This window comes from Actinotalea sp. Marseille-Q4924 (assembly GCF_916618755.1).
Lineage (GTDB): Bacteria > Actinomycetota > Actinomycetes > Actinomycetales > Cellulomonadaceae > Actinotalea.
The window spans coordinates 247,109-272,143 of the sequence record NZ_CAKAKB010000001.1 but is presented as its reverse complement, the minus strand read 5'-3'; the positions used below and the strand labels follow the sequence as shown (position 1 = coordinate 272,143).

Sequence of the window (25,035 nt, the reverse complement as noted above, 5' to 3'; positions counted from 1 at the left end):
CGGACCGCCGTCACCGTGCGCGTCGGTCAGCCGTCAGGCGCCCACACCGAAGCCGCGCCCCATGCCGCCCATGCCCCCGCCGTGGTGGCCGCCACCCATACCGCCGTTCTGGCCGCCACCCCTCTCGCCGTGGTGCCCACCGCCGACCGGCGTCCCGCTCTCCACACGCTCGGTGATGCGCTCGGTCAGGCCGGCCTTGAGCTCCGAGGCCTCCTCGGCGTCGATGCGCCCGTCGGCCACGGCGTCGTCGATCCGCGCCTCGGCCGCTGCCACCAGGGCTGCCACCAGGTCGTCGACCGCAACCCCCTGGGCGTCGGCGACGTCCGCGAGGGTGGACCCGTCGGCGAGCGCGTCACGCAGCTCGTCGGTCGTCAGGCCCAGCGCCTCCGCTGCCGCGTCGAGGTTCGCGCCGCGCATGCCGTGACCGGCGCCGCCCCGCGGCCCCATCTCGTCGGCCAGCGCCTCGGCGACCGCGTCCGCCTGGGCGGCGTCGATCGTGCCGTCCGTCACGAGCGACTCCAGCGAGTCACGGATGCGCTCGGCGTGGTGCGCCAGGAACGGGTCCTCGATCGTCTCGTCCGACGGGGCCGCAGTCGCCGGCAGCACGGCCGTGGCGCCGATCGCGACGCCCGCCAGGCCGACGAGGCCGACGGCTCCCGCCGCCACCGTCCTTAGCAGTGCTGTCCTCATCGGCCTCTCCCTACCCTGACCCCGCACCGGCCCGGTCGCCGGCTCCCTCTGGTTCGAGCCTCCTCCCCCGGGCTGGGAGCACCCTGGGAGCCACCTGCCAGTTCGCCGCGTCGGTCGCGACTCGCGTCGACGCCCGCACCGCTCGCGCCGGAACCCTCGCCGGTGGCAGGGTCGACGTGCCCCCACGCCGCCCACCGGAGGAACTCACGCCGTGAAGCCGGAGTACCGCCTGCCCGCCCGCCCCCTCGCGCACCAGGAGGCCGTCGTCAGCGGGGACGGGTGGCGCATCAGCGTCCTCACCGACGGGCTGGTCCGTGTGGAGTGGTCCGACGACGGGCGCTTCGAGGACCGGCCCTCGACGTTCGCGATCCGCCGAGAGCTCCCCGTGCCGGAGTTCCGCGTCCACGACACGGGCACGCACGTCGAGGTCGAGACCGCACGGTTCCGCCTCACGTACGACAAGCGACCGTTCACCACGAGCGGCCTGAGCCTGGCCGTCCTCGGCGGCGTCAGCAGCTACCACTCGATCTGGCGGTACGGGCAGGACGCCGGGGAGCTCGGCGGGCAGTTCGGCCAGAGCAAGGACAACCTCGGCGGTACCGCACGCACGCTCGACGACGTCGACGGCGCGACTCCCCTGGAGCCGGGCGTCGTCTCCCGCCAGGGCTACGCGGTGCTCGACGACTCCTCGTCGTTCCTCTTCGACGACGAGGGCTGGGTCGCCCCGCGCGAGCTGGGCCGCCAGGACCTCTACCTCTTCGCCTACGGCCACGACTACCTCGAGGCGCTCCAGGCGTTCTACGCGGTCAGCGGCCCGACGCCGGTCCTGCCCCGCTGGGCGCTCGGCAACTGGTGGAGCCGCTACCACCGGTACACGGCTGACGCCTACCGCGCCCTCATCGAGCGCTTCCGCGAGGAGGGACTGCCCTTCTCGGTGAGCGTCATCGACATGGACTGGCACCTCGTCGACATCGACCCCGAGCACGGCAGCGGCTGGACCGGCTACACGTGGAACCGCGAGCTGTTCCCGGACCCCGCGGCGTTCCTGGACTGGCTGCATACGCACGGCCTGCGCGTCACCCTCAACGTCCACCCCGCCGACGGCGTCCGGGCGCACGAGGACGCGTACACCGACATGGCGCGCGCGCTCGGCCGTGACCCCGGCGCCGGCGACCCCATCGCCTTCGACGTCACCGACCGCGAGTTCCTCGCGGCCTACTTCGACGTCCTGCACCGCGAGCTGGAGCAGGACGGCGTCGACTTCTGGTGGATCGACTGGCAGTCCGGGCCGCACTCGAAGGTCGCGGGCATCGACCCGCTGTGGATGCTCAACCACTTCCACTACCTCGACAACGCCCGCGACGGCCGCCGAGGCCTCACGTTCTCGCGGTACGCCGGCCCGGGCAGCCACCGCTACCCGGTCGGGTTCTCCGGCGACACGGTCATCTCCTGGGAGTCCCTGGCCTTCCAGCCGCACTTCACCGCCACGGCGAGCAACATCGGCTACGGCTGGTGGAGCCACGACATCGGCGGGCACTTCTTCGGCACCAAGGACGACCAGCTCGCCACCCGCTGGGTCCAGCTCGGCTGCTTCTCGCCGGTCCTGCGCCTGCACTCCGGCGCGAACCCCTTCATCACCAAGGAGCCGTGGACCTTCTCGCCCGAGGCACGGGACGTCCAGACGGCCTTCCTCCGCCTGCGGCACCGGCTCCTGCCGTACCTGCACACGATGAACCACCGCGCGGCCGACGGCGTGCCGCTCGTGCTGCCGATGTACTACGCGCACCCGGAGACCAAGCAGGCGTACGAGGTCCCGGACCAGTTCGCCTTCGGGACCGAGCTCGTCGTCGCCGCCGTGACGCAGCCCGCCGACGACGCCTCGCTGCTCGCCCGCGCCCACGCCTGGCTGCCGCCGGGCCCCTGGGTCGACCTGCTCACCGACGTCGGGTACGACGGCGACCGGCGGGTGGCGCTGCACCGTGACCTGCGGACGATCCCGGTCCTGGCGCGGGCGGGTGCGCTCGTCCCGCTGGACGGCGCGGAGGTGCCGGGCAACGAGCCGGTCAACCCGGAGCACCTCGAGGTGCTCGTCGTCGTCGGGGCGGACGGAGCGTTCGACCTGCTGGAGGACGACGGCGGGACGGGAGAGCCGACGCGGACGGTGCTGCGCTGGGAGCAGGCCGCCGGCCGGTTCACCGCGGAGCCGGCCACGGGGCCGCGGTCGGAGGTGCCCGAGCGGCGCCGGTGGACGGTGACGGTCGTCGCCGCCGCGGACGACCTCGCCGCGGACGCCGTCACGGCCACGGTCGACGGCGCACCGGTGCCCGCCGAGGTGGAGCGCCGCCACGCGGCGCCCCAGCCGGACGGTCCGGGCGCACGCCCGGCGACGCGCCTGTCGGTGACGGTCGAGGACGTCCCGACGACGGCGACGCTCGCCGTCGAGGTCGGGCCGGACCCGCGGCTGCGCCCCAACGACGTCGCCCCGCTCGTCTTCGCGGTGCTCGACCGCGCCGAGATCCCGCACGACGCCAAGGTGCACGCGTACGCCGCCGCGACAGGTGACCGGCCGCTCGCCGTCCGCGTGGCGGACCTGCACGCGCTCGACCTGGACCGGGCCGTCGTCGACGCCGTGACGGAGGTCCTGCTGGCCCGCACGGGCTGACCGGCCGGACCGACGGGGGCCCGACCGGTCAGCCGACGATCACGGATGCACGCCCGTCACGGGTGCACCTGACCGCCCGGGTTGGGCACCGGCGGGCAGGGCAGCGAGGTGCCGGGCGCGAACTGCACCACGCCGGACGCCTCGTACACGACCTCGGGCGAAGCGGCGTTGCAGTGCGCCTGCGCCCATGCCTTGCTGATCGGCCCGGAAACGACCGGGCTCTCGTGCGCCGGCGGCTGGACGATCTGGGTGTGCGCCGACGCGGGGGCGGCGAGTCCCACGGTGAGGCCGACGCCGGCAGCCGCGAGCGCGAGAGCCCTCCGGGCCCGGGGCGAGCGGGTGGTGCGGGTGGTGCTGCGGGTCGTCGTCATCTCGTCCTCCAGGTGGGAACCGGTGGCTCGAACGCTAGGTCGGGCAGGACGCCCGCGGATCTGCGCCGACGCGCAGGCCGGGGCGTCGTCGTCGTCGGTCCTGGCGGCTCACGCGTAGCGGGCGCAGCGCACGGGAGCAAGCCGCGACGGGCGAGCCGGCCGAGCCGGCCGGTTCAGGAGCGGGAGAGGTACCGCACGACGGCGGCGGTGCGAGCCGTCCGGCCGGAGACGCCCGCCTTGAGGTAGACGTTCTGCAGGTGGCGCTCGACCGTCCGCACGCTGAGGTGCAGTGCGGCCGCGATGGTCTCGTTCGTGTCGCCGTGCGCGGCGAGCGCGAGGACCTCCCGCTCCCGGGCCGAGAGGGCCAGCGCCGCCTCGGGCGGCGGGACGAGCTCGTCGCGGTCCGGCGCGAGGAAGTCGACCACCTCGTCGTGGAAGACGCGCCACGCCGGCTCGTCGCCGAGGAGGATGTGGTTGCGGGACTCCAGGGGCACGAGCCTCGCCTCGGGGATCGCCCTCGCGAGCCGTAGGCCCCGGTCGAACGGCGCAGCGCGGTCACCGCGGGCGTGCAGGACGAGCGTCGGCGCCTGGACGAGGGGCAGGTACGGGGTCACGTCCACCGTCGCGCGGGCGACGCGGCTGGCCATCGCGTTGTGCGTGGACGTCGAGACGCGCTGCTGCTCGTCGAGCCAGCCCATCTGCTCCTCGGTCGCCTCCGGGATGAGCATCGAGGTGAAGACACGTCGGAACAGCGGGTCCTTCCTGCCCCACCCCGCACTGATGATCGCCATGAGGGCGGCCTCCGCCTCGGCGTCGTCGCTCGCCGCGAAGCAGCCCGAGCCGATGGGGGCGTACAGGACGAGTCGGCTGACCCGCTCCGGGTGCAGGGCGGCGTACGCGATGGCGACGGGCGCTCCGGCCGACATGCCCATGAGCGCGACGCGCTGGTACGGCACGGCGTCGAGGAGGGTCTCGAGGTCGCCCAGGCGCGCCTGCAGGGAGAAGTCGGTGACGTCCCAGTCCGAGAGGCCGAAGCCCCGCTCGTCGTACCGGATCGTCGTCGCGACCGCGCCGAGCGCGTCGAGGAAGTGTCGCCACACCGGGCTGTGCCAGTCGTGCTGGAGGTGGCTCATCCAGCACGACGCGAGGACGAGCGGCGGCCCGGCGCCGTGCGTGGACCAGGCGAGGCGTGTGCCGTCCGCCGCGCGCGAGAAGCGCAGCTCCTGCTCCCCCGCCCGGACGCGATGACCTTGCACGGTCATCGCCCCACGGTACGCCGGTGACCTCTCACGCAACAGGCCGTGACAAAGCCCGCCTGCGCGCTCAGAGGGCGGCGAGCTCCCGCTGCAGGTCGTCCAGGCCGAGCGACCCGAGCGACAGCGCTGCGGTGTGCCACGCACGCAGGTCGAGCTGCTCGCCCGCCTCCTCCCGACGGCGCCGCGCCGCGTCCCGCCCCGCGAGCCACGCACGCTCGCCGAGCTTGTAGCTGATCGCCTGGCCCGGCCAGCCGAGGTACCGCACGATCTCGCTGGCGACGAAGGCGTCGGGCGACCCGCTGCGCTCCCGGAAGAACTCGAGCCCCAGGTCGTGCGTCCACCGCTCGCCCGGCCGGAACGGGGCGCCGTCGGGGATCCGCAGGCCGAGGTGCATGCCGATGTCGACGACGACGCGCACCGCCCGCATCCGCTGGCCGTCGAGGTAGCCGAGGCGGGCACCGGCGTCCGGGAGGTACCCGAGCTCGTCCATGAGGCGCTCGGCGTACAGCGCCCAGCCCTCGGTCGTCGCCGGGATGGAGCCCACGCTCACCTGGAAGCGCGACAGGTCGGTGGCCCGGCACGCCCACTGACCCAGCTGCAGGTGATGGCCCGGCACGCCCTCGTGGTACCAGGTGCTGATGAGGTCCCACGTCGGGAAGCGGGTCCGGCCGAGCGTCGGCAGCCACGTGCGGCCGGGACGGGAGAAGTCCAGCGACGGCCGCGTGTAGTACGGCGCCGCGGCCGCGCCGGGCGGGGCGATCATCGCCTCGACGCGACGCACGGGCTCGGCCACGTCGACGACGCTGCCGTCCAGCTCCGCGATCGCGCGGTCCATCATCGCCTGGAGCCAGAGGCGGACCTCCTCGACGCCCTCCACGGCCTCGCCGTGCTCGTCGAGGTGCGCGAACGCCTCGGTGACGCTCCCGCCGGGCAGCACGCGCTCCGCCTCACGCGTCATCTCGTCCTCGATCCGCGCGAGCTCCTCCCAGCCCCAGGTGTACGCCTCGTCCGGGTCGAGGTGGGCGCCGAGGTGGCCCCGCGCCGCGAGCACGTACCGGTCCCGCCCGACGCCGTCCGGCCCGCCGTCGACGGCGGGGAGGTAGGTGGTCCGCAGCCAGTCGCGCAGCGCCGCGACGCCGTCCGCGGCCGACGACGCCGCCCGGTCCAGGTCGGTCCGCAGGGCGTCGGGGCCCTGCGCCGTGAAGCTCGCGTGCCATCCCGGTGCGTCGCCGTCGGGCAGCCAGGCGCCGAGCTGCTCGACGACCGCCTCGGCCTGTCGTGGCGCGCTGACCACCCCCGACGCGATCCCCGCCTCCAGGGAGGCGCGGTACGACGCCGCGGACTCCGGGACGCGCGCCATCCGGCGGGCGATGACGGACCAGTCGTCGTCGGTCGCCGTCGGCATGAGCAGGAAGATCGACTGCAGCTGCTGGACGGGCGAGCCGATGGGGCGGAGCGTCGCGAGGTCCTCCCGGGCGTCGTGCAGGAGGAGGGCCGCACCGAGTCGCTCCGCGAGCAGGGTGGCGCATCGACGGTCGTCGTCGCCGCGGACGTGGGCGCCGTCGAGCCGTGCGAGGGCGGCGCGCGCCTCGGTGGCCCGCTCGGCGAGAGCGTCGGGCGACAGGTCCGGCATGCGGTCGTCGCCGGGCCGGATGCCCAGCGCCGTCCCGACGCCCGGGTCGAGGTCCGCGAGCGTCTCGACCCACCGGTCGGCGACCTTCCGGGCGGTGGGCTGCGCGGGGGCGGTCGTGGCGTCAGGGGTGCGGGCGTCATCGTCCATGGCACCGCACGTCAACCGGCGCCCTCGTCGCCGGGCGACCGGACGCCGGCGACGCCATCCGCACCTCCACCACGGCATCGCCCCGGAGAACGGTCCGGTCCGGGCGGGTCAGGCCGTCGTCGTGGGTGCCGGGGTGCGAGGGCGCCTCGGGGTCGGGCAGGAGACCTGCCCGCGCAGGCGGACGACCAGCGCACCCGCCGGGAGGAGGAGGGCCGCCGCGGCGAGGTACGGCTGGACCGGGGCGAACCACGTCAGCGCCCCGGAGTAGCCGAGCGCCAGGAGGGCGATCTTGTTGCAGACGGGGCAGCCCACCGCGAACCACGTGAGGATGCCGCCGGCCAGGGCGGCCCGGCTCGGGGCGGCGGCGTCCGGGGCGTCGTCGGCCGCGTCGGGGCCGGACACCCGCGACGCCGAGGGCCGGACGTAGGTCGCGGCGAGCATGCCGGCGAGCGCCGCCGACGCGATCCACACCGGGTAGTTCCACGCCACGACGGGGATCTCCCGCCCGAACACCGGGTTCGGGATGAGCACGGTGGGGATGCCGAGCAGGAGGGCGAACGCCCCCGCGAGCAGCACCGCCGCACCGACCTGCCGAGGCGTCCAGGCGCGCAGCGCGATCCCGAGCTCCCGGGGCGTGGCCACCACCTCCCGCCGCACCCGGTCGACGACGCCCCGGCTCGCCGGGGTGCCGACGACGCCGCTCACGCCGCCTCGACGGCCAGGCCGGCCTTCTCGGCGGAGGTGGCGTAGGTGTCGTTGACCGCCACGACGCGGCGGCCGGACGCGGCGATGAGCGAGGAGGCGATCGAGGACCGGTACCCGGACGCGCAGTGCACCCAGATCTCGCCGTCGGGCAGCTCGTCCATGCGCTCCAGGAGGTCGTGCAGGGGGATGTGCACCGCCCCGACCAGGTGGCCGTCGCGCCACTCGTTGACCCGGCGCACGTCGAGCACCGTCACCTCGCGGTGGTGACGCACCTGCGCCAGGTCCGCGAAGGTCGCCGTCGACAGGGTGGCGAGGGGCTCGTCGGTCCAGTCCTCCGGACGCCCGGTGGCCTGCGCGGCCGGTCGGTCGATCCCGATGCGCACCAGCTCACGCTGCGCCTCGGCGACCTGCTCGGGCGTCTCGGCGAGCAGCGTCACCGGAGTCCCCCACGGGATGAGCCAGCCGAGGTAGGTCGCGAACTGCCCGTCCAGACCCATGTTCACCGTGCGCGGGACGTGGCCGGCCGCGAACGCGGTGCGGTGGCGCAGGTCGACGAGCCACTCCCCCGCCTCCAGACGGCGCCGCAGCTCGTCCTTGTCGGCGCGCTGCGGCGCGCTGAGGTCCGCGGGGTCCGGGCCGGCGGCGTTCGCGGGGCCCATGTGCACGTAGTACGCCGGGTAGGCGTCCAGGCCGGCGATGACGCCGGCGACGTAGTCCTCCTCGTCCTGGCTGAGCACGGGGTTGACCCGGCGTTCGCGACCGATCGTGGAGGAGTCGGTGGTCTCGCCGGCGGACGTCGCGGCGCAGAACGAGCCGAACCCGTGGGTCGGCATGACGACCGTCTCGTCCGGCAGCGTGGCGAGCGTGCGGGCGGACCGGTACTGGTGGCGGGCGAGCTCGTGCTTGTGCTCCTCACCGAGGAGGTCGGGCCGTCCCGTCGAGCCGAACAACAGCGAGCCGCCGGAGAAGACGACGGGCTCGTCGCCCTCCAGGACGTAGGACAGGTGCGTGTAGGTGTGGCCGGGCGTGTGGACGGCGCGGACGTGCAGCGCGGGGCTCACCTCGACGACGTCGCCGTCGCGGATCTCGTCGCGCTCGTAGGACACGGCGTCGTCGGCGTTGACGTGGTAGCGGGCGCCGACCTGCTGCGCGAGCGCGTAGCCGCCGGTGACGTAGTCGTTGTGGATGTGCGTCTCGAAGACGTCGGTGATGCGGACGCCGTGCTCGTGCACGAGGGCGAGCACCCGGTCGATGTCGCGCTGCGGGTCGACGACGAAGGCGACCTCGCCGTCGTGGACGACGTAGCTGCGGTCGCCGAGGCTCGGGGTGGCGATGGGGATGATCGTGATGGCCATGGCTGGCTCCTCAGGCTGGTCTGCTGGTCGGGTCGGATGCGCTCAGGCGTCGGCGCCGATGACGGTGGGGCGGCCCGAGGCGATCCACGCCTCGGTGCCGCCGCGGACCGAGACCGCGTCGTAGCCGTGCGCGCGCAGCGCGGTGGTGACCTGCAGGCTGCGGTTGCCGCTGCGGCAGATCAGGTAGAGCGGGCGGTCGGTGGGCAGCTCCCCGACACGGGCGGCGAGCTGGGACATCGGGACGAGGACGGCGCCGGGGACGTGTCCGCCGACGTACTCCTGCGGCTCCCGGACGTCCACGACGTACGCGCCGGCCGTTCGGGCGGCAGCGAGCTGCTCGATGCTCACTTCGGACATGGCTGTCGGTCCTCCACGGTGCTCGGGTTGTTCCGACTATACCCCCGGGGGTATGTTCTCCTCAACCCCGAGGATCGTCACGAAGGAGAAGTGCTGTGTGCAGCCCCGCTCGTTGCTCTTCCTGCGGCAAGGTCACCTGGTCCGGTTGCGGCCAGCACGTGGACGCCGTCTTCGCCTCCGTCCCGACGGCGCAGCGGTGCACCTGCCGCTGAGCACACCGCGGCGCGGCCCGGACGTCCGGCGCCTCCTCGCCGGCCTGGGGCTCGCGCCGCTGCTCTTCGTCATCTACCTCGGCCTCGGCGGCGGGCCCGGCGCCGGGCCTGCGTGGATCGCCGTCGTCGGCGTGGTGGCGGTGGCCGGCGCGGCTGTCCTCAGCGACGTCGTGCCCCGAGCGGGTCAGACGGTCCGCGACGCCGTCGGCTGCGGACCGTGCGCGGCGATGCCCGCTCTGACGACCGTGGGCGCCGGCCTGCTCGTCGCCTCCGTCCCCGGCAGCACCTCCATGGCGCTGGCCGCGCTCGCGATCGTCGTCTTCGGCGTGGTCCAGCGCCGCACCGCCCCGGTGGTCGCCTGCTCCACCGGGTGACGCCCGACGGCGGTGCCGGGGCCGGATTGGGACCAGCGCTCGCCACGGGCTATCCTCACCGGCGAGGTAGCGTGTCCGAGCGGCCTAAGGAGCACGCCTCGAAAGCGTGTGTGGGTGAAAGTCCACCGTGGGTTCAAATCCCACCGCTACCGCCATGTGATGTCGCAGGACATCGACGACGCCCGGACCCACGTGATCGTGGGTTCGGGCGTTCTTCACGTGCGGGTGCGGGATGGGGCGCGCGTGCGGGTGCGGGATGGGGCGCGCGTGCGGCGTCACGAGGTCGCGGGTCCCGCGACCTCCAGCTCGAGCCAGCGGGCGAGGTCGGTGATCTCGCCGTCCACCGCGTCGCGCACGTCGGCCCGGAACGGGACGTCCTCGTGCACGGCGTTCAGGTGGAGCACGCCGGCGCGCGGGTCTGCCTTCGCGTCGACCTTGCCGACCAGCCGGTCCCCGTGCAGCACCGGGAGCGCGTAGTAGCCCCAGCGGCGCCTGGCTGCCGGCTTGTACATCTCCAGCCGGTAGTCGAACTCGAAGAGGTCCCCCATGCGCTTCCGGTCGAAGACGAGACGGTCGAACGGGGACAGCAGAGCCGTCCGGCCCTCGAACGGCCCGCTGCCCAGGTACGCCGGATCGACCCGCCAGGTGCCCCGGACGCCCTCGACGACGGCCTCCTCACCCACCTCACCCACGTGCAGCGGCTCGACCGGGTGCTCCGCACCCGTCGACCGCGCGATCCCGAGGGCGCGCAGCCGGCGTCCGTCGCGGAGCCGATGCGCCCCGGGCTCCGGGACCGGCTCCCCGGGAGGGTAGACCCGCTCGGCGAGGTCCCAGAGCCGGTCGCGACCGGACCCGCCGGCAACGGCGACCTCGCCGCGCTCCACGAGGCGGTCGAGCATCATCGTGACGTTCTTCGCGTCGTTCCAGCCGCTCGAGCGCCACGGCCGCACGCACGTGTCGGGCAGCGCGGACGCGGGCAGCGGTCCGTCCGCGCGCAGGCGCTCGAGCACGTCCCGCCGGCAGGCGTCGTTCTCCCGGACCCACCGGTCCAGCCCGGCGCGCCAGTGGGTCGGGTCGTCCGTACCCGGCCACGCGGCCATCTCCGCCCGGTACAGCACCATGTCCGCGGCCGGCCGGTACATGCCCTGCAGCTCGACGACGCTCTGGGAGTCGACGGCGTCCTGGAGCTGGGACGGGTCGTAGGACGAGCCGAGGCGGCTCCACAGCACGAGGTGGGCGCTCGGCGCGACGGCGCTCACCGGGTCCCGCTGGACCATAGTCAGGTGGTCGAGCACCTCGAGCAGGTCCGCCGGACGAGGTTCGGCGAGCATCTGGGCGCGGACGGCGACGCGGCGCGCCTCGGTGCGGGACAGCCTGTGGACGGTCTCCATCTCCCGACTCTAGGAGGGACCACCGACGCGCCCCTGAGCAAGACGGAGCCCTGTCACGACACAGACGTGAGGGGGCCGGTGCGAGGATCAGTACGACCGGTGTCGGTCGTCGGCGGTGCGGACTGGGGGCATGTCATGCGGACGTCGATCGCGGGGACGCCGGCACCCCTTCGGGGGTCGCGGATCTCCGCCCTCGCCCTCCTGCTGGCGGTCGTCCTGGCCGGCTGCGCCGGTCCCGCGGCTCCGCGACCGGGCGGTGCGACGGGCGACGGGTACGGCGGCTTCCCCTCCTGCGCGGACACCGCCACGATCGCCGCGGACCCCGCGCTGTACCGGGACCAGCCGCAGTACGGCAACGCCACCGAGCTGGTCGACGCCGTCCGGGCATGGGCCTCCGAGCGCCCAGGCTTCGAGGAGCTCTGGCTCGACCGTGACCACCACGGCTGGGTGACCGTCGGCTTCCACGGTGCGGACGTCGCCGCCCTCCAGGAGCAGGTCGCCGACGAGTTCCCAGGCGAGGGCGTCGTCGTCGTCGCCGTGCCGTACGCCCTTGCCGACCTCCAGTCGCTGATGGACCGCGTCATGCCCGCGCTCGCGGCGGCCGACGCCACTCCGACCGGGGGGGTCGCCCTGGACGTGCCGAGGGGGCGGCTCTCCGTCCACGGCGTCCCGGCGAGCGCGCAGGCGGAGGACGCGCTCCGGCAGTTCGCCGGCGAGCCGCTCTGCGTCGACGTGGTCGACCCCGCGTCGTTCGTGCCCGAGGGTGATCAGCCGGCATCCGGCGACGGCTGGCGCCTGCTCGGGCACCAGCAGGGGGCCGGCGAGGCGTACCGGACCGGCGTCGCGACCACCGACGACCAGCTCGCGTCGCTGTGGACGGAGGCGGGCCTCGAGGACGGCCCGCCCGACGTCGACTGGCCGTCGGAGGTCGTCGTCTGGTTCGGCGCGGTGTACGGCAGCAGCTGCCCGGTGCGCCTGGACGGCGTCGTCGTGCGGGGTGCGACGGTGCACGGCGAGATCGTCGTGCCGGGCTCCGGCCCGTTCTCCGCCTGCACCGAGGACGCCAACCCGCACTCCTTCGTCGTCGCGATCGACCGGGCGCTGCTGCCGACAGGCCCGTTCGTGGTCCAGCTCGACGCGGACGGCCCGCCGTCGGGCGTGCCGCAGGAACGCACGGTCGTCGACGTCGACCTCTCGACCCCGGGCGCGACCGCCACCGACGGGCAGATCCACCTGGACCCCGACGCCGGCCCGCCGGAGGCAGCGCTCCTGGCGGACGGCGACGCCCGCATCCCGGAGGCGGGCGCTCGCTATGTGTGGCGGCCGCGCCCGGAGTGCCGGGGCGTCGTCGTCGGCCCGTTCGCCGGCACGCTGTGGCGGCTCGCGGACGGCGAGGCGGAGTGGACCGAGCAGGAGGGCCAGGAGCTGCGGGTGTCACCGATCGACGACGACGCGCTCGTCCTCTCCTCCCCCGGGATGGACTACCTCTTCGTCCCGGCCCGCGACGACGTCTGCGACGAGTAGGGAGCACACCCGCAGCGGGTCCCGGACAGCGACCGACCCCCTCGCCGGGGCGGGTCGAGGGGGTCGGTGGCCGGGTCGGTCTGGGCTGGGCGTCAGCTCGCCGTGACCCGCGCCGGGTCCAGGTCCAGGCGCCGCAGCAGCTGGGCGTTGAGCGCGACCACGATGGTCGAGACCGACATGAGGATCGCCCCGACCGCCGGCGAGAGCACGAAGCCTGCCCAGGCCAGGACACCCGCCGCCAGCGGCACGGCGATGAGGTTGTACCCGGTCGCCCAGACGAGGTTCTGCCACATCTTCCGGTAGGACGCCTTGGACAGGGCGATGACCGACACGACCCCGCGCGGGTCGTCCGAGGCCAGCACCACACCCGCGGACTCGATCGCGACGTCCGTGCCGGCGCCGACGGCGATGCCGACGTCGGCCCTGGTCAGCGCGGGTGCGTCGTTGACGCCGTCACCGGCCATCGCGACCTTGCGCCCGCGCGCCTGGAGCTCCGCGACCTTCGCGTCCTTCTGGTCCGGCAGCACCTCGGCGAACACCTCGTCGATGCCGAGCTGCGTGGCGACCGCCTCCGCGACGTGCCGGGCGTCGCCCGTCACCATCGCGACGCGCACGCCGTGGCGGTGCAGGGCGTCCACGGCGGCCTTCGACTCCGGCCGGATGGCATCCGCGACGGCAAGCGCACCGACCACCCGGCCGTCGACGACGACGTGCAGCACGCTCGCCGCCTGCTCCTGCCAGCGCGCCGTCGGGCCGGTGAGGTCCTGCGGCACGGTGGCGTCGAGCTCGGCCAGCAGCGCCGGCCCGCCGACGTGGACGGTGCGCCCGCCGACGACGGCCTGGACGCCCCGGCCCGGCAGGGTCCGGAAGTCGCGCACGGTCGGCCGCTCGCCCGAGTGGGCCGCCACGACGGCGCGCGCGACGGGGTGCTCGCTGTCCGCCTCGACGGCCGCGGCGAGAGCCAGCAGCTCGTCGTCGGTCGTGCCCGCGGTCGCGGCGTGCCCGACCAGCGTCAGCCGGCCCGTCGTCAGGGTGCCGGTCTTGTCGAAGAGCACGGTGTCGACCGTGCGCATCCGCTCCAGGGCGAGCCGGTCCTTGACCAGGACGCCGGCGCGGGCGGCCCGCTCGGTGGAGATGGCGATGACGAGCGGGATGGCCAGGCCGAGGGCGTGGGGGCAGGCGATGACGAGGACCGTGACGGTCCGCTCGACGGCGTCCGGCATGTCACCGAGCAGCGCCCAGACGACGAATGTCACGACGCCGACGCCGAGCGCGAACCAGAACAGGAAGCCCGCGGCGCGGTCGGCGAGCGCCTGCGCGCGGGAGCTCGACGCCTGCGCGTCGGCCACGAGCCGCTGGATGCCCGCGAGCGCGGTGTCCGCACCGATCGCGGTGACCTCGACGCGCAGCGTGGAGTCGGTCGCGACCGTGCCGCCGACGACCTGGTCGCCCGGACCTCGGCGCACCGGGCGGGACTCCCCCGTGATCATGGCCTCGTCCATGTGCGAGCTGCCGTCGACGATGACGCCGTCGGCCGGCACGCGCCCGCCGGCGCGGACGAGGACGACGTCGCCCGTGCGCAGCTCGTCCAGCGGCACCTCGACCGTTCCGTCGTCGGTGATCCTCTCCGCGAGGTCGGGGAGCAGTGCCGCGAGCGCGTCGAGCGCACCGGACGCCGCGCCGAGGGCTCGCATCTCGAGCCAGTGCCCGAGAAGCATGATCACGACGAGGAGCGCGAGCTCCCACCAGAAGTCGAGCGAGTCGGTGAACCCGAGGGTCGTGGCCCACGACGCGACGAACGCGACGGTGATCGCAAGTGCGACCAGCAGCATCATCCCGGGCTTGCGGGCCCGCGCCTCGGTGACGGCACCGGTGAGGAAGGGCCGACCGCCGTAGAGGTACACCACGGTGCCGAGCACCGGTGAGATCCAGGTCGAGCCGGGGAACGACGGCGGCATGTACCCGAGCAGGTCGGCGAACATCTCGCTGAAGAGCACGACGGGGACCGCCAGGACGAGGCTGACCCAGAAGCGCTCCCGGAACTGCGCGGCGTGGTCGCCGTGGCCGGCGTTCCCGTGGCCGGCATGGGCCTGGGCGGCGGACTCCCCGTGCTGCGTCTCCGGCCCACCATGCCCGCTGGCGCTGTGCCCCGCGTGGCCGCTGTGCCCGGTGTGCCCGTGGTGCGCCTGCGCCGCGGGAGCGGCGGCGACCGACGCGTCGTGGTCGTGGTCGTGGTGCATGCTCATCGTCGACTCCTCTCGATACCCCCCTGGGGTACCTTCGCCAACCGTCCCACCCTCCGTCCTGTTCCCGCAAGCGCGTCCTTCATCGAACCTTCATCGGAACGGTCGCCCGGCGGGGCGCCGTCACCCTGCCGGACGACCCGCCGCACCGGGCTCCCCGTTCGGCCTCTCCCGGACGGCGCACGGTCTACCGTCGAACCGACCGGGCAGCGCGGCCTGAAGGAGCGACGATGACCAGCAGACCAGCCGGTGACCCCCTGCCGAGGACGACGGACGACCTCCTGACGCTGGGCGTCGTCGGGAGCTCCCGCAAGCCCGACGAGCGGCGCGTGCCGCTGCACCCGGGCCATCTCGAGCGCATCGACGCGGACCTCCGCGCCCACCTCGTGCTCGAGTCGGGCTACGGCGAGCGCTTCGGGTGGTCCGACGACCAGCTCGCCGCCCTCGTCGGCGCGGTGCGGCCGCGCGACGAGGTCCTCGGCCGCTCGGACGTCGTCCTGCTGCCCAAGCCGCAGGTGGCGGACCTGGCCGACCTGCCCGACGGCGGCGTCCTGTGGGGCTGGCCGCACTGCGTGCAGGACCCCGCCCTGACGCAGCTCGCGATCGACCGGCGCCTGACCCTCATCGCCTTCGAGGCGATGAACCACTGGGCCGCGGACAACGGCTTCAGCCTGCACGTCTTCCACGCGAACAACGAGATCGCCGGCTACGCCTCGGTCCTGCACGCCCTGCAGCTCGCCGGGACGACAGGTGAGTACGGGCGGCGGCTCAGCGCCGTCGTCATCGGCTTCGGCGCGACGGCGCGCGGGGCCGTCACGGCGCTGCTCGGCCAGGGCATCACCGACGTCGTCGTGCTGACGCACCGGCCGATCGCCGCGGTCAACGCACCCATCCATGCCGCGCGGCTGGTCCACCTGGAGGACGAGGACCCGGCGACCCACCTCAGCGACGTCGTCGGCGACCACGGGCGCGTCCCGCTCGCGACCTTCCTCGCGGGGCACGACGTCGTCGTCAACTGCACGCTCCAGGACCCCGAGCGCCCGCACATGTACCTGCGGACCGCCGACCTCGAGCACTTCGCGGCGGGCAGTCTCGTCGTCGACGTGTCCTGCGACACCGGCATGGGGTTCGAGTGGGCGCGGCCCACGTCGTTCGCCGACCCGACGTTCATGGTGGGCGAGCACGTCCTGTACTACGCGGTCGACCACAGCCCGTCCTACCTGTGGAACTCCGCGACGTGGGAGATCAGCGAGGCGCTGCTGCCCTTCCTGCGCGTCGTCATGCAGGGCCCGTGGTCGTGGGAGGCGAACGAGACGATCCGGCGGGCGATCGAGATCCGCGACGGGCACGTGCAGAACCGCACGATCCTGTCCTTCCAGGGCCGCTCCGCCGAGCACCCGCACCCTCGGGTGCCGCCGTACGCGGCCGCGCTGGAGGTCGGGTCGTAGGTCCGGCCACCCGTGTCGGTCGCGGCGGACAGACTGGGGCCATGCGCATCGTCCACCTCACCGACGTCCCCGCCGCCACCTCCGACCGCTTCGTCGCCGAGTCGCTGGTCGAGACCCCGACCTCCAGCCTGCGTGTCATCAGGCTGGCGCCCGGTCAGGACCTGCCGCCCCACCGGCACGGGTCCTCGGACCTGGACCTCCTCGTCGTCGCGGGTGTCGTCACCCTCGACGGCGCCGACGGTCCGGTCCAGCTGGGTGCCGGCGGTGTCGCCGTGCTGACCGGGGACGAGGAGCTCCGCGCGTCCAACCGCGGAGCCGACGACGTCACGCTCGTGGCGTTCCTCTCGCCGCCGTTCCCGCCGCGGCAGGGCTGAGACACCCGGGCACACCCTGGCGGCGCCGCCGGTCGCCAGGAGCTCAGTACGTCGCGAAGTTCTGGGTGAGGTACCAGCCGTGCTCCGGGTGGTGCCCGACACCGACGCCCAGGTGGGTGTAGCCGGGCCGCAGGAGGTTCTCCCGGTGGCCGGCCGAGTCCATCCAGCCCTGGTGGATCCGCTGGGCGACGTCCCCGGGGGAGAGCGTCCCGCCGTCGTCGATCCACGCGACGTTCTCACCGAGCGCGCTCCACCCGCCCGGGACCTGGGCCGCGTAGTCGGGGTTGTGCGCCAGGGACCGGCCCGAGGCGGCCAGCTGCTCGGACCAGGTGCGCGCGACGGCGGCGAGCCCGTCGTGGGCCTGCACCGGCGCGAGCCCGGCGGACCAGCGGGCGTCGTTGGCCATGGCGAGCAGCCGGCTCTCGACGTCGCGCGTCGCTGACGACGGCGCGGGTGGCGCCGGCGCGGGGGCGGGCGGCGCGGGGCGGGGCGGGGCGGGGGCGGGGGCGGGGGGTGCCGGCGGCGGGGCCGGAGGGGGGGCGCGGGCTCCGGGCGGCAGTGGAGCCTCCGGAGCGGGCGCGGGAGCCGCTGCGTCGCCGACCGGCGGCGCGGCGGGGTCCCGGCCATCCGGGACCTGCGCGCCGCGGTCGGCGCCGCTCGGGGCGCGGTCGGTGACGCGGGCGGCGCCGTCGTCGGAGGCCCTCTCGGCGTCGGGGGCGACCGAGGCGGCGTCCGCCGCAGGCGGTGTCACCGTGTCGTCGGCGCCGAGCGTCCCGAGGAGGCCCATGCCGACGACGACGGGGGCAGCGGCAGCCGCCAGCCAGGCGCGTCGCATCGGAGTTCTCACCGGGCCACGGTAGAGCAACCGGCTGACCGCACGAGCATCCTCTTGATACCCTCCCGAGTATGCGTCGTCGCCTCCTCCCCCTCGCCGTCGCTGCACTCCTGGCGGTCGGCGGCCTCACCGCCTGCGGAGCCGAGGACGGCGCGTCGTCGGCTGTCTCGGTCACCGACGTGGGCCCCACCGCCTTCGCCGAGCTCGCGGACGACCCCGACGTCACGGTCCTCGACGTCCGGACGCCGCAGGAGTTCGCGGCCGGGCACCTGCCGGATGCCGTCAACATCGACAGCTCTGCCCCGGACTTCGCCGACGCGGTCGGCCGGCTGCCGAAGGACGGCAGGTACCTCGTGTACTGCCAGACGTCGAACCGGTCCGGCGTCGCGACGGACCGCATGGTCGACCTCGGCTTCACCGACGTCTACGACCTCCAGGGCGGCATCGTCGCGTGGGCGGGCGAGGGTGGCGAGGTCGTCACCGACTGACCCTCCAGCCCCCGCCGCCCGCCGCGCCCCCCGGCACGGCCCGCCTCGCGCCTCCCGCATCGCCGCCTCGCGCCCCCGACGTCCGGACATCGCGCTTCTCGACCATTCGGTCACCCAGGTCGCGGAATGGTCGAGAAAGGCGACGGGGAGCGGCGGGCAGCGGGGATACCGTCCGTCCATGAGCTGGCTCCCCGACGACTTCGAGCCCCCTGCGCGACTGGACCTGGCGACGGGCCACCACCTCCGGCCGATCCGTGCGGCCGACGTCGACATCGACATGGTCGCCGTCATGGGGTCGCAGGAACGGCTGTTCAGCCTCTTCGGCCCCGTCTGGGGCTGGCCGCCCGCGACGATGACGCGCGAGCAGGACCTCGAGGACCTGGAGTACCACGAGGACGAGATGCGGAAGCGCTCGTCCTACAACTACGCCGTGCTGGACGCGGAGGAGACGCAGCTGCTGGGTTGCGTCTACGTCGACCCGCCCGACACGGTTCCCGGAGCCGACGCCGAGATCGCGTGGTGGGTCGTCGACGACGCCGTCGGCACGGACCTGGAGCGCACCCTCGCGGAGGACCTGCCGCGCTGGGTCGCCGACTCGTGGCCGTTCCGCACCCCGACGATCATCGGCCGGGACCTCACCTTCGCCCAGTGGGCCGCGCTGCAGGACCGGCCCGGCGACGGGGCCTGAGGACCGGGCCGACGGCGCCGCGCGGTGCCAGGCGGCCCTCAGCGCCGCCGCCTACCCTGACGCGGTGAGCCACGCCGCCGCGCCGTCCACAGGAGCCGCGCGCCCGGACGTGTCCTCGGTCGGCACCCCGACCGACCGGCCGGCGGCGCGCGCGCTGCCGCGCCAGGTCGCCCCGCGCTTCGTTCCGGCGCCGACGCCCCCGCACGACGCGGAGACCGGGCTGCCGGCCGCGATCGACCTCCTGCGCGGCGCGCGCCTGGCCGTGCTCACCGGCGCGGGGATCTCGACGGACTCCGGGATCCCCGACTACCGCGGCCCCGGTTCCCCGCCGCGTCGGCCGATGACCTACCAGCAGTTCGTCTCCGACCCGGCGTTCCGCCGCACCTACTGGGCGCGCAACCACGTCGGCTGGCGGTACGTGCACCGCACCCGCCCCAATGCCGGGCACGACGCGGTCGCCCGGATGGAGGCCGCGGGCGTCGCCGTCGGTCTCATCACGCAGAACGTGGACCGGCTGCACACGCTCGCCGGGAGCCGAGCCGTCATCGACCTGCACGGCACCTACGCGGAGATCGTCTGCCTCGAGTGCGGCGACCGGACCACGCGCGACGCGTTGGCCCACCGGCTCGAGGCCCTGAACCCTGGCTTCGCGGAGGCGGTCGGCGCCGTGGCGGACGTCGAGATCGCTCCGGACGCGGACGCCGTCATCGAGTCCACCGAGGGCTTCCGCGTCGCCGACTGCGAGCGCTGCGGCGGGACGATCAAGCCCGACATCGTCTACTTCGGGGAGTCCGTGCCGAAGGAGCGCGTCGAGCGCGCCTACGCCCTCGTCGACGAGGCCGACGCCCTCCTCGTCGCGGGATCCTCCCTGGCCGTCATGTCCGGGCTGCGGTTCGTGCGGCACGCCGTGCGGTCCGGGCGGCCCGTGGTCATCGTCAACCGCGGGGCGACGCGCGCCGACGTCGACGCGACCCTGCGCATCCACGCCGGCACGTCGCAGGTCCTCCCCGTGCTCGCGGACCGCCTCGCCCTGCGGTGAACCCTGTGCGGTCGGCGCGTCGAGCTGTCGACGCCCGCGCCGCGAGCCTCGGCCCCGACCCCTGCAGCCGCTCCGTGGAGCCCGTTGCTGTCGCGCGTCGCTCCCAGCAGCGCGACAGTGGGTCGGACAGGCAGTCACCACCGACCTCACCTGGAGACGACGATGACCCGCTCAGCACTCCCCCGCACCGCCCGCACTCGCCGCCTGATGGCCGGAGCGGCCCTCGTGGTGGCCCTGCCCCTCACGATGGCTGCCGGATGCGAGGGCGAGGCGGAGATCGAGGAGCCCGGCCTCGAGCAGGAGGGCGAGATGGAGGAAGGCGGGGACGACTGACGCTCCGTCAGAGGCCGCGCTCCGTCAGAGGCCGCAGTGCGGGGCCTCCCCCGGCGCGAGGGCGGCGACCTCGCCCTCCGGACCCAGGTGGTCCGGGAGGCCGAACCGCCTGAACAGGTCCGTGTCGAACCAGACCGTCACCGCCGACACGCCGTCCGGCGTCACCGTCAGGTGCTGGAGCTGGAAGGCGCGGTGCACGCCGTCGGGGCCGCGCATGTACATGCCGACCGCCGGGGCGCCGTTCGCGCGCGTGAGCAGCAGCCGCATGTCCCCCGCAGCCTGCGCCGGGCACTGGGTCCTGATGAGACGCCCGATGTCCTCCGCCCCGCGGTACCACTCCTCGAACGGGGGCATCTCCCACTCGGCGTCGGCGGTGAGGAGCTGGACGATCCGCTGGACGTCGTAGGCCTCGAACGCCTCGACGTACGCGTCGAGGAGGTGGCGCAGACGTGGGTCGTCGTCGGCCAGCCGCGGCGTCGCGTCCTCGTCCAGCTTGGCGAGGTGCGCCCGCGCGCGCTGCAGGCTGCTGTTGACCGAGGCGACGGACAGGCCGAGGGCCTCGGCGATCTCCGACGCCTGCCAGCACAGCACGTCCTTGAGCAGCAGCGCGGCCCGCTGCTGAGCGGTGAGGTGCTGGAGCGCCGCCACGAAGGCCAGCCGCACGGTGTCCCGCGCCAGCGCGACGTCACCGGGGTCCGCCGGTGCCGCGCCCCAGACGACGGCGTCCGGCAGCGGCTCCAGCCACGACACCTCCGGTCGCGTGCGCAGCTCCGCCGTCGGGTCCCCCGGCGGGGCACCGAGGCCCGTGGGCAGGGGCCGGCGGGACCGTCCCTCCAGGGCCGTCAGGCACGTGTTGGTCGCGATCCGGTACATCCAGGTCCGCACCGACGAGCGGTTCTCGAAGCCGTGGAACGACCGCCACGCGCGCAGGTACGTCTCCTGGACCAGGTCCTCCGCCTCCTGGACGGAGCCCACCATGCGGTAGCAGTGCGCCACCAGCTCCCGACGCAGGGGCTGGACCATCTCGAGGAACGTGTCCTCCGTCACAGTTGTGGTCACCTTCGTGACCGTACCCCCGGCCTCCGACACGGCGGGAGGGGGCGTGCGTGATCGACTTCGCCCACGCAGCGCGCCGCCTCACGGACGGGTCAGAACAAGGGCCACGGCACCGGTGACATCACGGTCTCCGGCGCCGGGAACACGCCGTCGCCGATCAGCCGCTCGCACCGTGCGGTCAGGGCGGAGAGCTCCGTCTCGTCCAGCAGCCCCGACAGCCGCTCCCCCAGGTCCCCGCTGAGCGAGGACCGCACACGCTCGACGCCGGCCGACTCCTCGGGGTCGAGCGGCTCGCCGACCCAGCCCCACAGCACGGTCCGCAGCTTCGGCTCGACGTGGAACGTCACGCCGTGGTCCACGCCGAGGCGGCGCCCGTCCGGCAGGGGGAGCACGTGGCCGCCCTTGCGGTCCGCGTTGTTGACGACGACGTCGAGGACGGCCATGCGGCGCAGCGCCACCGAGTCCTCGTGGACCAGCGCGACGGGCCGCCCCTCGTCGTCGGAACCCTCCAGCACGGTGCGCCAGCCCTGTGCGGGCACGTCCGACGCGGGAAGGAGGTCGACCGGGTCCTGCTCCGCGTCCGGCTCGTGCCAGACCTGCACCATGCCGGGCCCGAGGGGTCCGTCCCGCAGCCACGTGCGGGGCACGATGCCCCAGCCGAGCTTCTCGGAGACCGCGTACGCGGCGACCTCCCGGCGCGCCAGGGTCCCGTCCGGGAAGTCCCACAGCGGCCGTTCGCCGGCCACGGGCTTGTAGACGACGGCGACCTCACCGATGCGGCCGACGAACGTCGCGTTCGACGCGACCGTGATCCGGCCGACGAGCTCGAGCTCGCCGCCGTCGAGGTCGGTCCCGGCCGCCGTCACACGGCCTGGGGGGGCGGGCACACGTGGCCGTCCTCGTCGACCGGCTGCCCGCAGAAGGGGCACGCCGGCCGTCCCGCGCGGACCACCTGACGGGTGCGCTGCACGAACGCGCGCGCCGTCCCGACCGGGATGCGGACGACGAGCTTCTCGGCCGGCTCGTCGTCGTCCGGCTCGGGCTCGTCGCCGTCGTCCTCGTCCGGCAGCACGAGCGGGTGCGCCTCGATGACGACCTGCGCGGTCCGCGGGTCCCAGCTCAGGCGCATCGTCCCGACCCGGAACTCCTCCTCGACCGGCTGGTCCAGGGGGTCGTCGTCGACGAGCTCGGCGGGCGTCTCCGCGGGGACGGTCACGCCGCTGCGGGGGTCGGCGGCCAGTGCGCCCAGCAGCTCGTCGAGCTTGTCCGCCAGCACCGCCGACTGCTCCTTCTCCAGCACGACGCTGGTGGAGCGGGGTCCGGTGCGGGCCTGCAGGTAGAAGGTGCGTTCCCCCGGCCGACCGACGGTGCCGACGACGACACGGTCCGGCCAGTCGAACTCGTGGACGATCGTGGGCCTGTCGGGCATGGTCGCAGTCTACGAGGGCTGACCTGAGGGGCTCCCCGGGGCGCCGTCGTCGACCGCCGGGCCGGGCCCGGCACCGCCCCCGACCGGGGCGTCGCCGACCGGGGCCGCCGCGGCGAGCCACCCGAGGTCGCCGGCGTCGGTGTTGGTGGCGACGACGTCCGGCCGGCTCCTCCCGTACCGGACGACGGACACCGACGCCGGACCGACGGTGAGCCGCTGGAACAAATCCAGGTGCATGCCGAGCGCGTCGGCCAGGACGGCCTTGATGACGTCACCGTGGCTGACCGCCGCCCAGACCGCGGTGGGCCCGTGCTGCGCCTCGAACGCGGCGTCGTGCCGACGCACGGCGGCGACCGCGCGCGCATGCATCGCGGCCAGCGACTCGCCGTCGGGGAACGCGGCCGCCGACGGGTGGCTCTGCACCACGGACCACAGGGCCTCCTTCGCCAGCTCCGCCAGCGACCGTCCCTGCCACCGCCCGTAGTCGCACTCGGTGAGGGCGTCGTCGACCGTCATCGCCGACGCGTCGGTCTGGCGGTCGAGGATCGCCTGCGCGGTCTGGCGGCAGCGCTCCAGCGGGCTCGACACCACGCCGACGAGGGGGATGCCGGTCAGGCGCCCCGCGGTGCGCTCCGCCTGCGTCCGCCCGACGTCGTCCAGCAGCACCCCTGCCGCCCGCCCGGCCAGCACACCGGCGGTGTTCGCGGTCGTGCGTCCGTGCCGGACGAGGAGGACGGTGGCCATCCCCGCAGCCTAGGCACGTGCCCGATGATTTCCGACGGCGGCGCGTGTCAGTACCGGACGAGAGGCTCCGCACCACGGGGCCGAGAGGGAAGGGGCAGAACCGTGAGCCGCATGATCTTCGTCAACCTGCCGGTGAGCGACGTGAAGGTGTCACGTGCCTTCTACACCGGCCTCGGCTTCACCGTGAACGAGCAGTTCTCCGACGAGCAGGTGACGGCGATCGTCGTCTCCGACGAGATCGTCGTCATGCTGCTGGAGCGCCCGCGCTTCCAGGACTTCCTCCAGGGCACCCAGGTCGCCGACGCGCACTCCACGACCGAGGTGCTCAACGCCCTGTCGGCCACCAGCCGGGAGGAGGTGGACCAGTTCGTCGAGCGCGCCGTCGCCCACGGCGGCAAGGCCCGCCGGCCGTACACCGAGGAGGGCATGTACGGGCACAGCGTCACGGACCCGGACGGGCACGTCTGGGAGATCGTCTTCATGGAGGGGATGGGCTGACCCGCCCTCGAGGCGCCGCCGGTTGACCGACGGCTCACCGCACCCGCCGCCGCAAGCGCGGCACCGACGAGAGGAACCCCGTTGCGCAGGCTCGTGCTGCAGACCCAGATCACGCTCGACGGCTTCATGGCCGGCCCCGAGGGCGCGATGGACTGGATGACCTTCCCCTGGACCGACGACATCGGTGCGTACGTCAACGGGATCATGGAGCCGGTCGACACGATCGTGCTGGGACGGCACCTCGCGGAGGGCTTCATCCCGCACTGGGCCGCGGAGCCGGCGGACGAGCCGAGGGAGTCGGTCGACTGGATGAACCGGACGCCACGCGTCGTCGTCTCCCGCACGCTCGCGACCTCACCGTGGGAGAACGCCACCGTCGTCGACTCCCTGGACGCCGTGCGCGCCCTCAAGGAGGCGGACGGCGGTGACCTCATCGCCTACGGCGGCGGTGAGCTGGTCCGCGGACTCCTCGCGGCGGGCCTCGTCGACGACGCCCACCTGTTCCTCAACCCGACGGCGATCGGCCGAGGCATGCCGGTCTTCCCCGAGGGCACCAGCACGCGGTTCCGCGCCGTCGGCTCGACGACGTTCGCGTGCGGCATCACCGCACTGCACCTCCAGCCGGCCGGCGACTGACGCCTGCCCGCACCCGTCCACCGTCGCCCGGCGCCGCCGGGCCCCCACCGAGAGGTGACCACCATGAGCTCCATCGCCCCGTGCCTGTGGTTCGACTCGCAGGCCGAGGAGGCCGCGGCCTTCTACTGCTCGATCTTCCCGAACTCCCGGATCACCAGCACGATCCCCTACCCGGAGGGCGCACCGGGCCCCGCCGGCAGCGTCATGCTCGTCACCTTCGAGCTCGACGGCGTCGAGGTCCAGGCGCTCAACGGCGGGCCGCTCTTCACGTTCTCCGAGGCCGTGTCGCTCGTGGCGACGGTCGAGGACCAGGCGGAGCTCGACCGCGTCTGGGACGCCCTGCTCGCCGACTGCGGCCAGGAGGTCCAGTGCGGCTGGCTCAAGGACAAGTACGGGTTCTCGTGGCAGGTGACCCCGAAGGGTCTCGAGGACATGGCGCAGGACCCGGAGCGCTACGCACGGGCCATGCAGGCGCTGCTGAAGATGGTCAAGATCGACATCGCGGAGCTCGAGGCCGCTGCCGACGCAGCGTGATCCCCGGCCGAAC

26 protein-coding genes and 1 tRNA gene are annotated in these 25,035 nt (G+C 74.3%); 13 read left to right on the top strand and 14 right to left on the bottom strand.

Annotated elements, in window-relative coordinates; translation table 11 throughout:
• Nucleotides 1-33 precede the first annotated feature (33 nt).
• The gene (locus LG379_RS01240) at nt 34-690 is read right to left on the bottom strand and encodes a hypothetical protein (RefSeq protein ID WP_225752781.1); all 657 of its coding nucleotides are present in this window, start codon (nt 688-690) and stop codon (nt 34-36) included.
• A gap of 211 nt (nt 691-901) precedes the next feature.
• Here LG379_RS01240 and LG379_RS01235 point away from each other — a divergent pair, with 211 nt between their 5' ends.
• Nucleotides 902-3,352, top strand: a complete 2,451-nt coding sequence (locus tag LG379_RS01235) for a glycoside hydrolase family 31 protein (RefSeq protein ID WP_225752780.1) — start codon at nt 902-904, stop codon at nt 3,350-3,352.
• A 56-nt stretch (nt 3,353-3,408) separates the two neighbouring features.
• Here the strand turns inward: LG379_RS01235 and LG379_RS01230 are convergent, their stop codons facing one another.
• From LG379_RS01230 to LG379_RS01205, 6 genes are all read right to left on the bottom strand, one after another.
• Nucleotides 3,409-3,723, bottom strand: coding sequence for a hypothetical protein (locus LG379_RS01230; RefSeq protein ID WP_225752779.1), 315 nt, complete (start codon nt 3,721-3,723; stop codon nt 3,409-3,411).
• 173 nt (nt 3,724-3,896) lie between these two features.
• Nucleotides 3,897-4,985 (bottom strand): alpha/beta fold hydrolase, encoded by a 1,089-nt coding sequence (locus LG379_RS01225; RefSeq protein WP_225752778.1) that lies wholly within the window; start codon nt 4,983-4,985, stop codon nt 3,897-3,899.
• Between the two features lie 61 nt (nt 4,986-5,046).
• Entirely contained in the window at nt 5,047-6,759 is a 1,713-nt protein-coding gene (locus LG379_RS01220; RefSeq protein ID WP_225752777.1) for a DUF885 domain-containing protein, read from the bottom strand.
• Nucleotides 6,760-6,867: 108 nt separating this feature from the next.
• On the bottom strand, nt 6,868-7,464 hold the full coding sequence (locus LG379_RS01215) for a hypothetical protein (protein WP_225752776.1): 597 nt from the start codon (nt 7,462-7,464) through the stop codon (nt 6,868-6,870).
• Nucleotides 7,461-8,819 (bottom strand): rhodanese-like domain-containing protein, encoded by a 1,359-nt coding sequence (locus LG379_RS01210; protein ID WP_225752775.1) that lies wholly within the window; start codon nt 8,817-8,819, stop codon nt 7,461-7,463. The genes LG379_RS01215 and LG379_RS01210 overlap by 4 nt, the downstream gene beginning before the upstream one ends.
• A gap of 42 nt (nt 8,820-8,861) precedes the next feature.
• Complete coding sequence (locus LG379_RS01205; RefSeq protein WP_225752774.1) at nt 8,862-9,176, bottom strand: rhodanese-like domain-containing protein; 315 nt, start codon at nt 9,174-9,176, stop codon at nt 8,862-8,864.
• A 196-nt stretch (nt 9,177-9,372) separates the two neighbouring features.
• Here LG379_RS01205 and LG379_RS01200 point away from each other — a divergent pair, with 196 nt between their 5' ends.
• Both LG379_RS01200 and LG379_RS01195 read left to right on the top strand, forming a co-directional pair.
• Entirely contained in the window at nt 9,373-9,762 is a 390-nt protein-coding gene (locus LG379_RS01200) for a hypothetical protein (protein WP_225752773.1), read from the top strand.
• 65 nt (nt 9,763-9,827) lie between these two features.
• Nucleotides 9,828-9,917: transfer RNA gene (locus LG379_RS01195), tRNA-Ser, on the top strand.
• A 120-nt stretch (nt 9,918-10,037) separates the two neighbouring features.
• On the opposite strand, the gene LG379_RS01190 is transcribed toward LG379_RS01195, so the two are convergent.
• Nucleotides 10,038-11,153, bottom strand: a complete 1,116-nt coding sequence (locus LG379_RS01190; protein ID WP_225752772.1) for a DNA glycosylase AlkZ-like family protein — start codon at nt 11,151-11,153, stop codon at nt 10,038-10,040.
• A gap of 99 nt (nt 11,154-11,252) precedes the next feature.
• On the opposite strand from LG379_RS01190, the gene LG379_RS01185 reads away from it, so the two are divergent.
• Entirely contained in the window at nt 11,253-12,677 is a 1,425-nt protein-coding gene (locus LG379_RS01185) for a hypothetical protein (RefSeq protein WP_225752771.1), read from the top strand.
• Between the two features lie 92 nt (nt 12,678-12,769).
• Here the strand turns inward: LG379_RS01185 and LG379_RS01180 are convergent, their stop codons facing one another.
• Nucleotides 12,770-14,923 (bottom strand): copper-translocating P-type ATPase, encoded by a 2,154-nt coding sequence (locus LG379_RS01180; protein WP_225752770.1) that lies wholly within the window; start codon nt 14,921-14,923, stop codon nt 12,770-12,772.
• Nucleotides 14,924-15,150: 227 nt separating this feature from the next.
• Between LG379_RS01180 and LG379_RS01175 the strand changes: the two genes are divergently transcribed.
• A complete protein-coding gene (locus tag LG379_RS01175; protein ID WP_225752769.1) occupies nt 15,151-16,368 on the top strand; it encodes a N(5)-(carboxyethyl)ornithine synthase in 1,218 nt (405 codons plus the stop codon).
• Between the two features lie 41 nt (nt 16,369-16,409).
• Nucleotides 16,410-16,742, top strand: coding sequence for a cupin domain-containing protein (locus LG379_RS01170; protein WP_225752768.1), 333 nt, complete (start codon nt 16,410-16,412; stop codon nt 16,740-16,742).
• Nucleotides 16,743-16,785: 43 nt separating this feature from the next.
• On the opposite strand, the gene LG379_RS01165 is transcribed toward LG379_RS01170, so the two are convergent.
• Nucleotides 16,786-17,589 (bottom strand): CAP domain-containing protein, encoded by an 804-nt coding sequence (locus tag LG379_RS01165; RefSeq protein ID WP_225752767.1) that lies wholly within the window; start codon nt 17,587-17,589, stop codon nt 16,786-16,788.
• Nucleotides 17,590-17,648: 59 nt separating this feature from the next.
• On the opposite strand from LG379_RS01165, the gene LG379_RS01160 reads away from it, so the two are divergent.
• From LG379_RS01160 to LG379_RS01145, 4 genes are all read left to right on the top strand, one after another.
• The gene (locus LG379_RS01160; protein ID WP_225752766.1) at nt 17,649-18,065 is read left to right on the top strand and encodes a rhodanese-like domain-containing protein; all 417 of its coding nucleotides are present in this window, start codon (nt 17,649-17,651) and stop codon (nt 18,063-18,065) included.
• Nucleotides 18,066-18,243: 178 nt separating this feature from the next.
• Nucleotides 18,244-18,753, top strand: a complete 510-nt coding sequence (locus LG379_RS01155) for a GNAT family N-acetyltransferase (RefSeq protein WP_225752765.1) — start codon at nt 18,244-18,246, stop codon at nt 18,751-18,753.
• 220 nt (nt 18,754-18,973) lie between these two features.
• Complete coding sequence (locus LG379_RS01150; protein WP_225753325.1) at nt 18,974-19,792, top strand: NAD-dependent protein deacetylase; 819 nt, start codon at nt 18,974-18,976, stop codon at nt 19,790-19,792.
• 162 nt (nt 19,793-19,954) lie between these two features.
• On the top strand, nt 19,955-20,125 hold the full coding sequence (locus LG379_RS01145) for a hypothetical protein (RefSeq protein ID WP_225752764.1): 171 nt from the start codon (nt 19,955-19,957) through the stop codon (nt 20,123-20,125).
• A 24-nt stretch (nt 20,126-20,149) separates the two neighbouring features.
• Here the strand turns inward: LG379_RS01145 and LG379_RS01140 are convergent, their stop codons facing one another.
• The 4 genes from LG379_RS01140 to LG379_RS01125 all read right to left on the bottom strand — a co-directional run bounded on the left by LG379_RS01140 (nt 20,150) and on the right by LG379_RS01125 (nt 23,354).
• On the bottom strand, nt 20,150-21,184 hold the full coding sequence (locus tag LG379_RS01140) for a sigma-70 family RNA polymerase sigma factor (RefSeq protein WP_225752763.1): 1,035 nt from the start codon (nt 21,182-21,184) through the stop codon (nt 20,150-20,152).
• Nucleotides 21,185-21,273: 89 nt separating this feature from the next.
• Nucleotides 21,274-22,068 carry an SCO1664 family protein gene (locus LG379_RS01135; protein WP_225752762.1) on the bottom strand — a complete coding sequence of 265 codons (795 nt, stop codon included), beginning with the start codon at nt 22,066-22,068 and terminating at the stop codon, nt 21,274-21,276.
• Nucleotides 22,044-22,610 carry a DUF3090 domain-containing protein gene (locus tag LG379_RS01130; protein ID WP_225752761.1) on the bottom strand — a complete coding sequence of 189 codons (567 nt, stop codon included), beginning with the start codon at nt 22,608-22,610 and terminating at the stop codon, nt 22,044-22,046. The genes LG379_RS01135 and LG379_RS01130 overlap by 25 nt, the downstream gene beginning before the upstream one ends.
• Nucleotides 22,611-22,619: 9 nt before the next feature.
• Nucleotides 22,620-23,354, bottom strand: coding sequence for an MSMEG_4193 family putative phosphomutase (locus tag LG379_RS01125; RefSeq protein WP_225752760.1), 735 nt, complete (start codon nt 23,352-23,354; stop codon nt 22,620-22,622).
• 111 nt (nt 23,355-23,465) lie between these two features.
• On the opposite strand from LG379_RS01125, the gene LG379_RS01120 reads away from it, so the two are divergent.
• The 3 genes from LG379_RS01120 to LG379_RS01110 all read left to right on the top strand — a co-directional run bounded on the left by LG379_RS01120 (nt 23,466) and on the right by LG379_RS01110 (nt 25,022).
• Entirely contained in the window at nt 23,466-23,852 is a 387-nt protein-coding gene (locus LG379_RS01120) for a VOC family protein (protein ID WP_225753324.1), read from the top strand.
• An 81-nt stretch (nt 23,853-23,933) separates the two neighbouring features.
• Complete coding sequence (locus LG379_RS01115; protein WP_225752759.1) at nt 23,934-24,488, top strand: dihydrofolate reductase family protein; 555 nt, start codon at nt 23,934-23,936, stop codon at nt 24,486-24,488.
• Nucleotides 24,489-24,551: 63 nt separating this feature from the next.
• On the top strand, nt 24,552-25,022 hold the full coding sequence (locus LG379_RS01110; RefSeq protein ID WP_225752758.1) for a VOC family protein: 471 nt from the start codon (nt 24,552-24,554) through the stop codon (nt 25,020-25,022).
• The last annotated feature ends 13 nt before the right edge of the window (nt 25,023-25,035 follow it).

Coding starts and splice junctions, on each gene's coding strand:
- LG379_RS01205 (WP_225752774.1), bottom strand. CDS start 9,176: ATGTCCGAAGTGAGCATCGAGCAGCTCGCTGCCGCCCGAACGGCCGGC.
- LG379_RS01170 (WP_225752768.1), top strand. CDS start 16,410: ATGCGCATCGTCCACCTCACCGACGTCCCCGCCGCCACCTCCGACCGC.
- LG379_RS01125 (WP_225752760.1), bottom strand. CDS start 23,354: ATGGCCACCGTCCTCCTCGTCCGGCACGGACGCACGACCGCGAACACC.
- LG379_RS01160 (WP_225752766.1), top strand. CDS start 17,649: ATGCGTCGTCGCCTCCTCCCCCTCGCCGTCGCTGCACTCCTGGCGGTC.
- LG379_RS01220 (WP_225752777.1), bottom strand. CDS start 6,759: ATGGACGATGACGCCCGCACCCCTGACGCCACGACCGCCCCCGCGCAG.
- LG379_RS01240 (WP_225752781.1), bottom strand. CDS start 690: ATGAGGACAGCACTGCTAAGGACGGTGGCGGCGGGAGCCGTCGGCCTC.
- LG379_RS01190 (WP_225752772.1), bottom strand. CDS start 11,153: ATGGAGACCGTCCACAGGCTGTCCCGCACCGAGGCGCGCCGCGTCGCC.
- LG379_RS01225 (WP_225752778.1), bottom strand. CDS start 4,985: ATGACCGTGCAAGGTCATCGCGTCCGGGCGGGGGAGCAGGAGCTGCGC.
- LG379_RS01230 (WP_225752779.1), bottom strand. CDS start 3,723: ATGACGACGACCCGCAGCACCACCCGCACCACCCGCTCGCCCCGGGCC.
- LG379_RS01130 (WP_225752761.1), bottom strand. CDS start 22,610: ATGCCCGACAGGCCCACGATCGTCCACGAGTTCGACTGGCCGGACCGT.
- LG379_RS01180 (WP_225752770.1), bottom strand. CDS start 14,923: ATGAGCATGCACCACGACCACGACCACGACGCGTCGGTCGCCGCCGCT.
- LG379_RS01145 (WP_225752764.1), top strand. CDS start 19,955: ATGACCCGCTCAGCACTCCCCCGCACCGCCCGCACTCGCCGCCTGATG.
- LG379_RS01175 (WP_225752769.1), top strand. CDS start 15,151: ATGACCAGCAGACCAGCCGGTGACCCCCTGCCGAGGACGACGGACGAC.
- LG379_RS01110 (WP_225752758.1), top strand. CDS start 24,552: ATGAGCTCCATCGCCCCGTGCCTGTGGTTCGACTCGCAGGCCGAGGAG.
- LG379_RS01120 (WP_225753324.1), top strand. CDS start 23,466: ATGATCTTCGTCAACCTGCCGGTGAGCGACGTGAAGGTGTCACGTGCC.
- LG379_RS01155 (WP_225752765.1), top strand. CDS start 18,244: ATGAGCTGGCTCCCCGACGACTTCGAGCCCCCTGCGCGACTGGACCTG.
- LG379_RS01210 (WP_225752775.1), bottom strand. CDS start 8,819: ATGGCCATCACGATCATCCCCATCGCCACCCCGAGCCTCGGCGACCGC.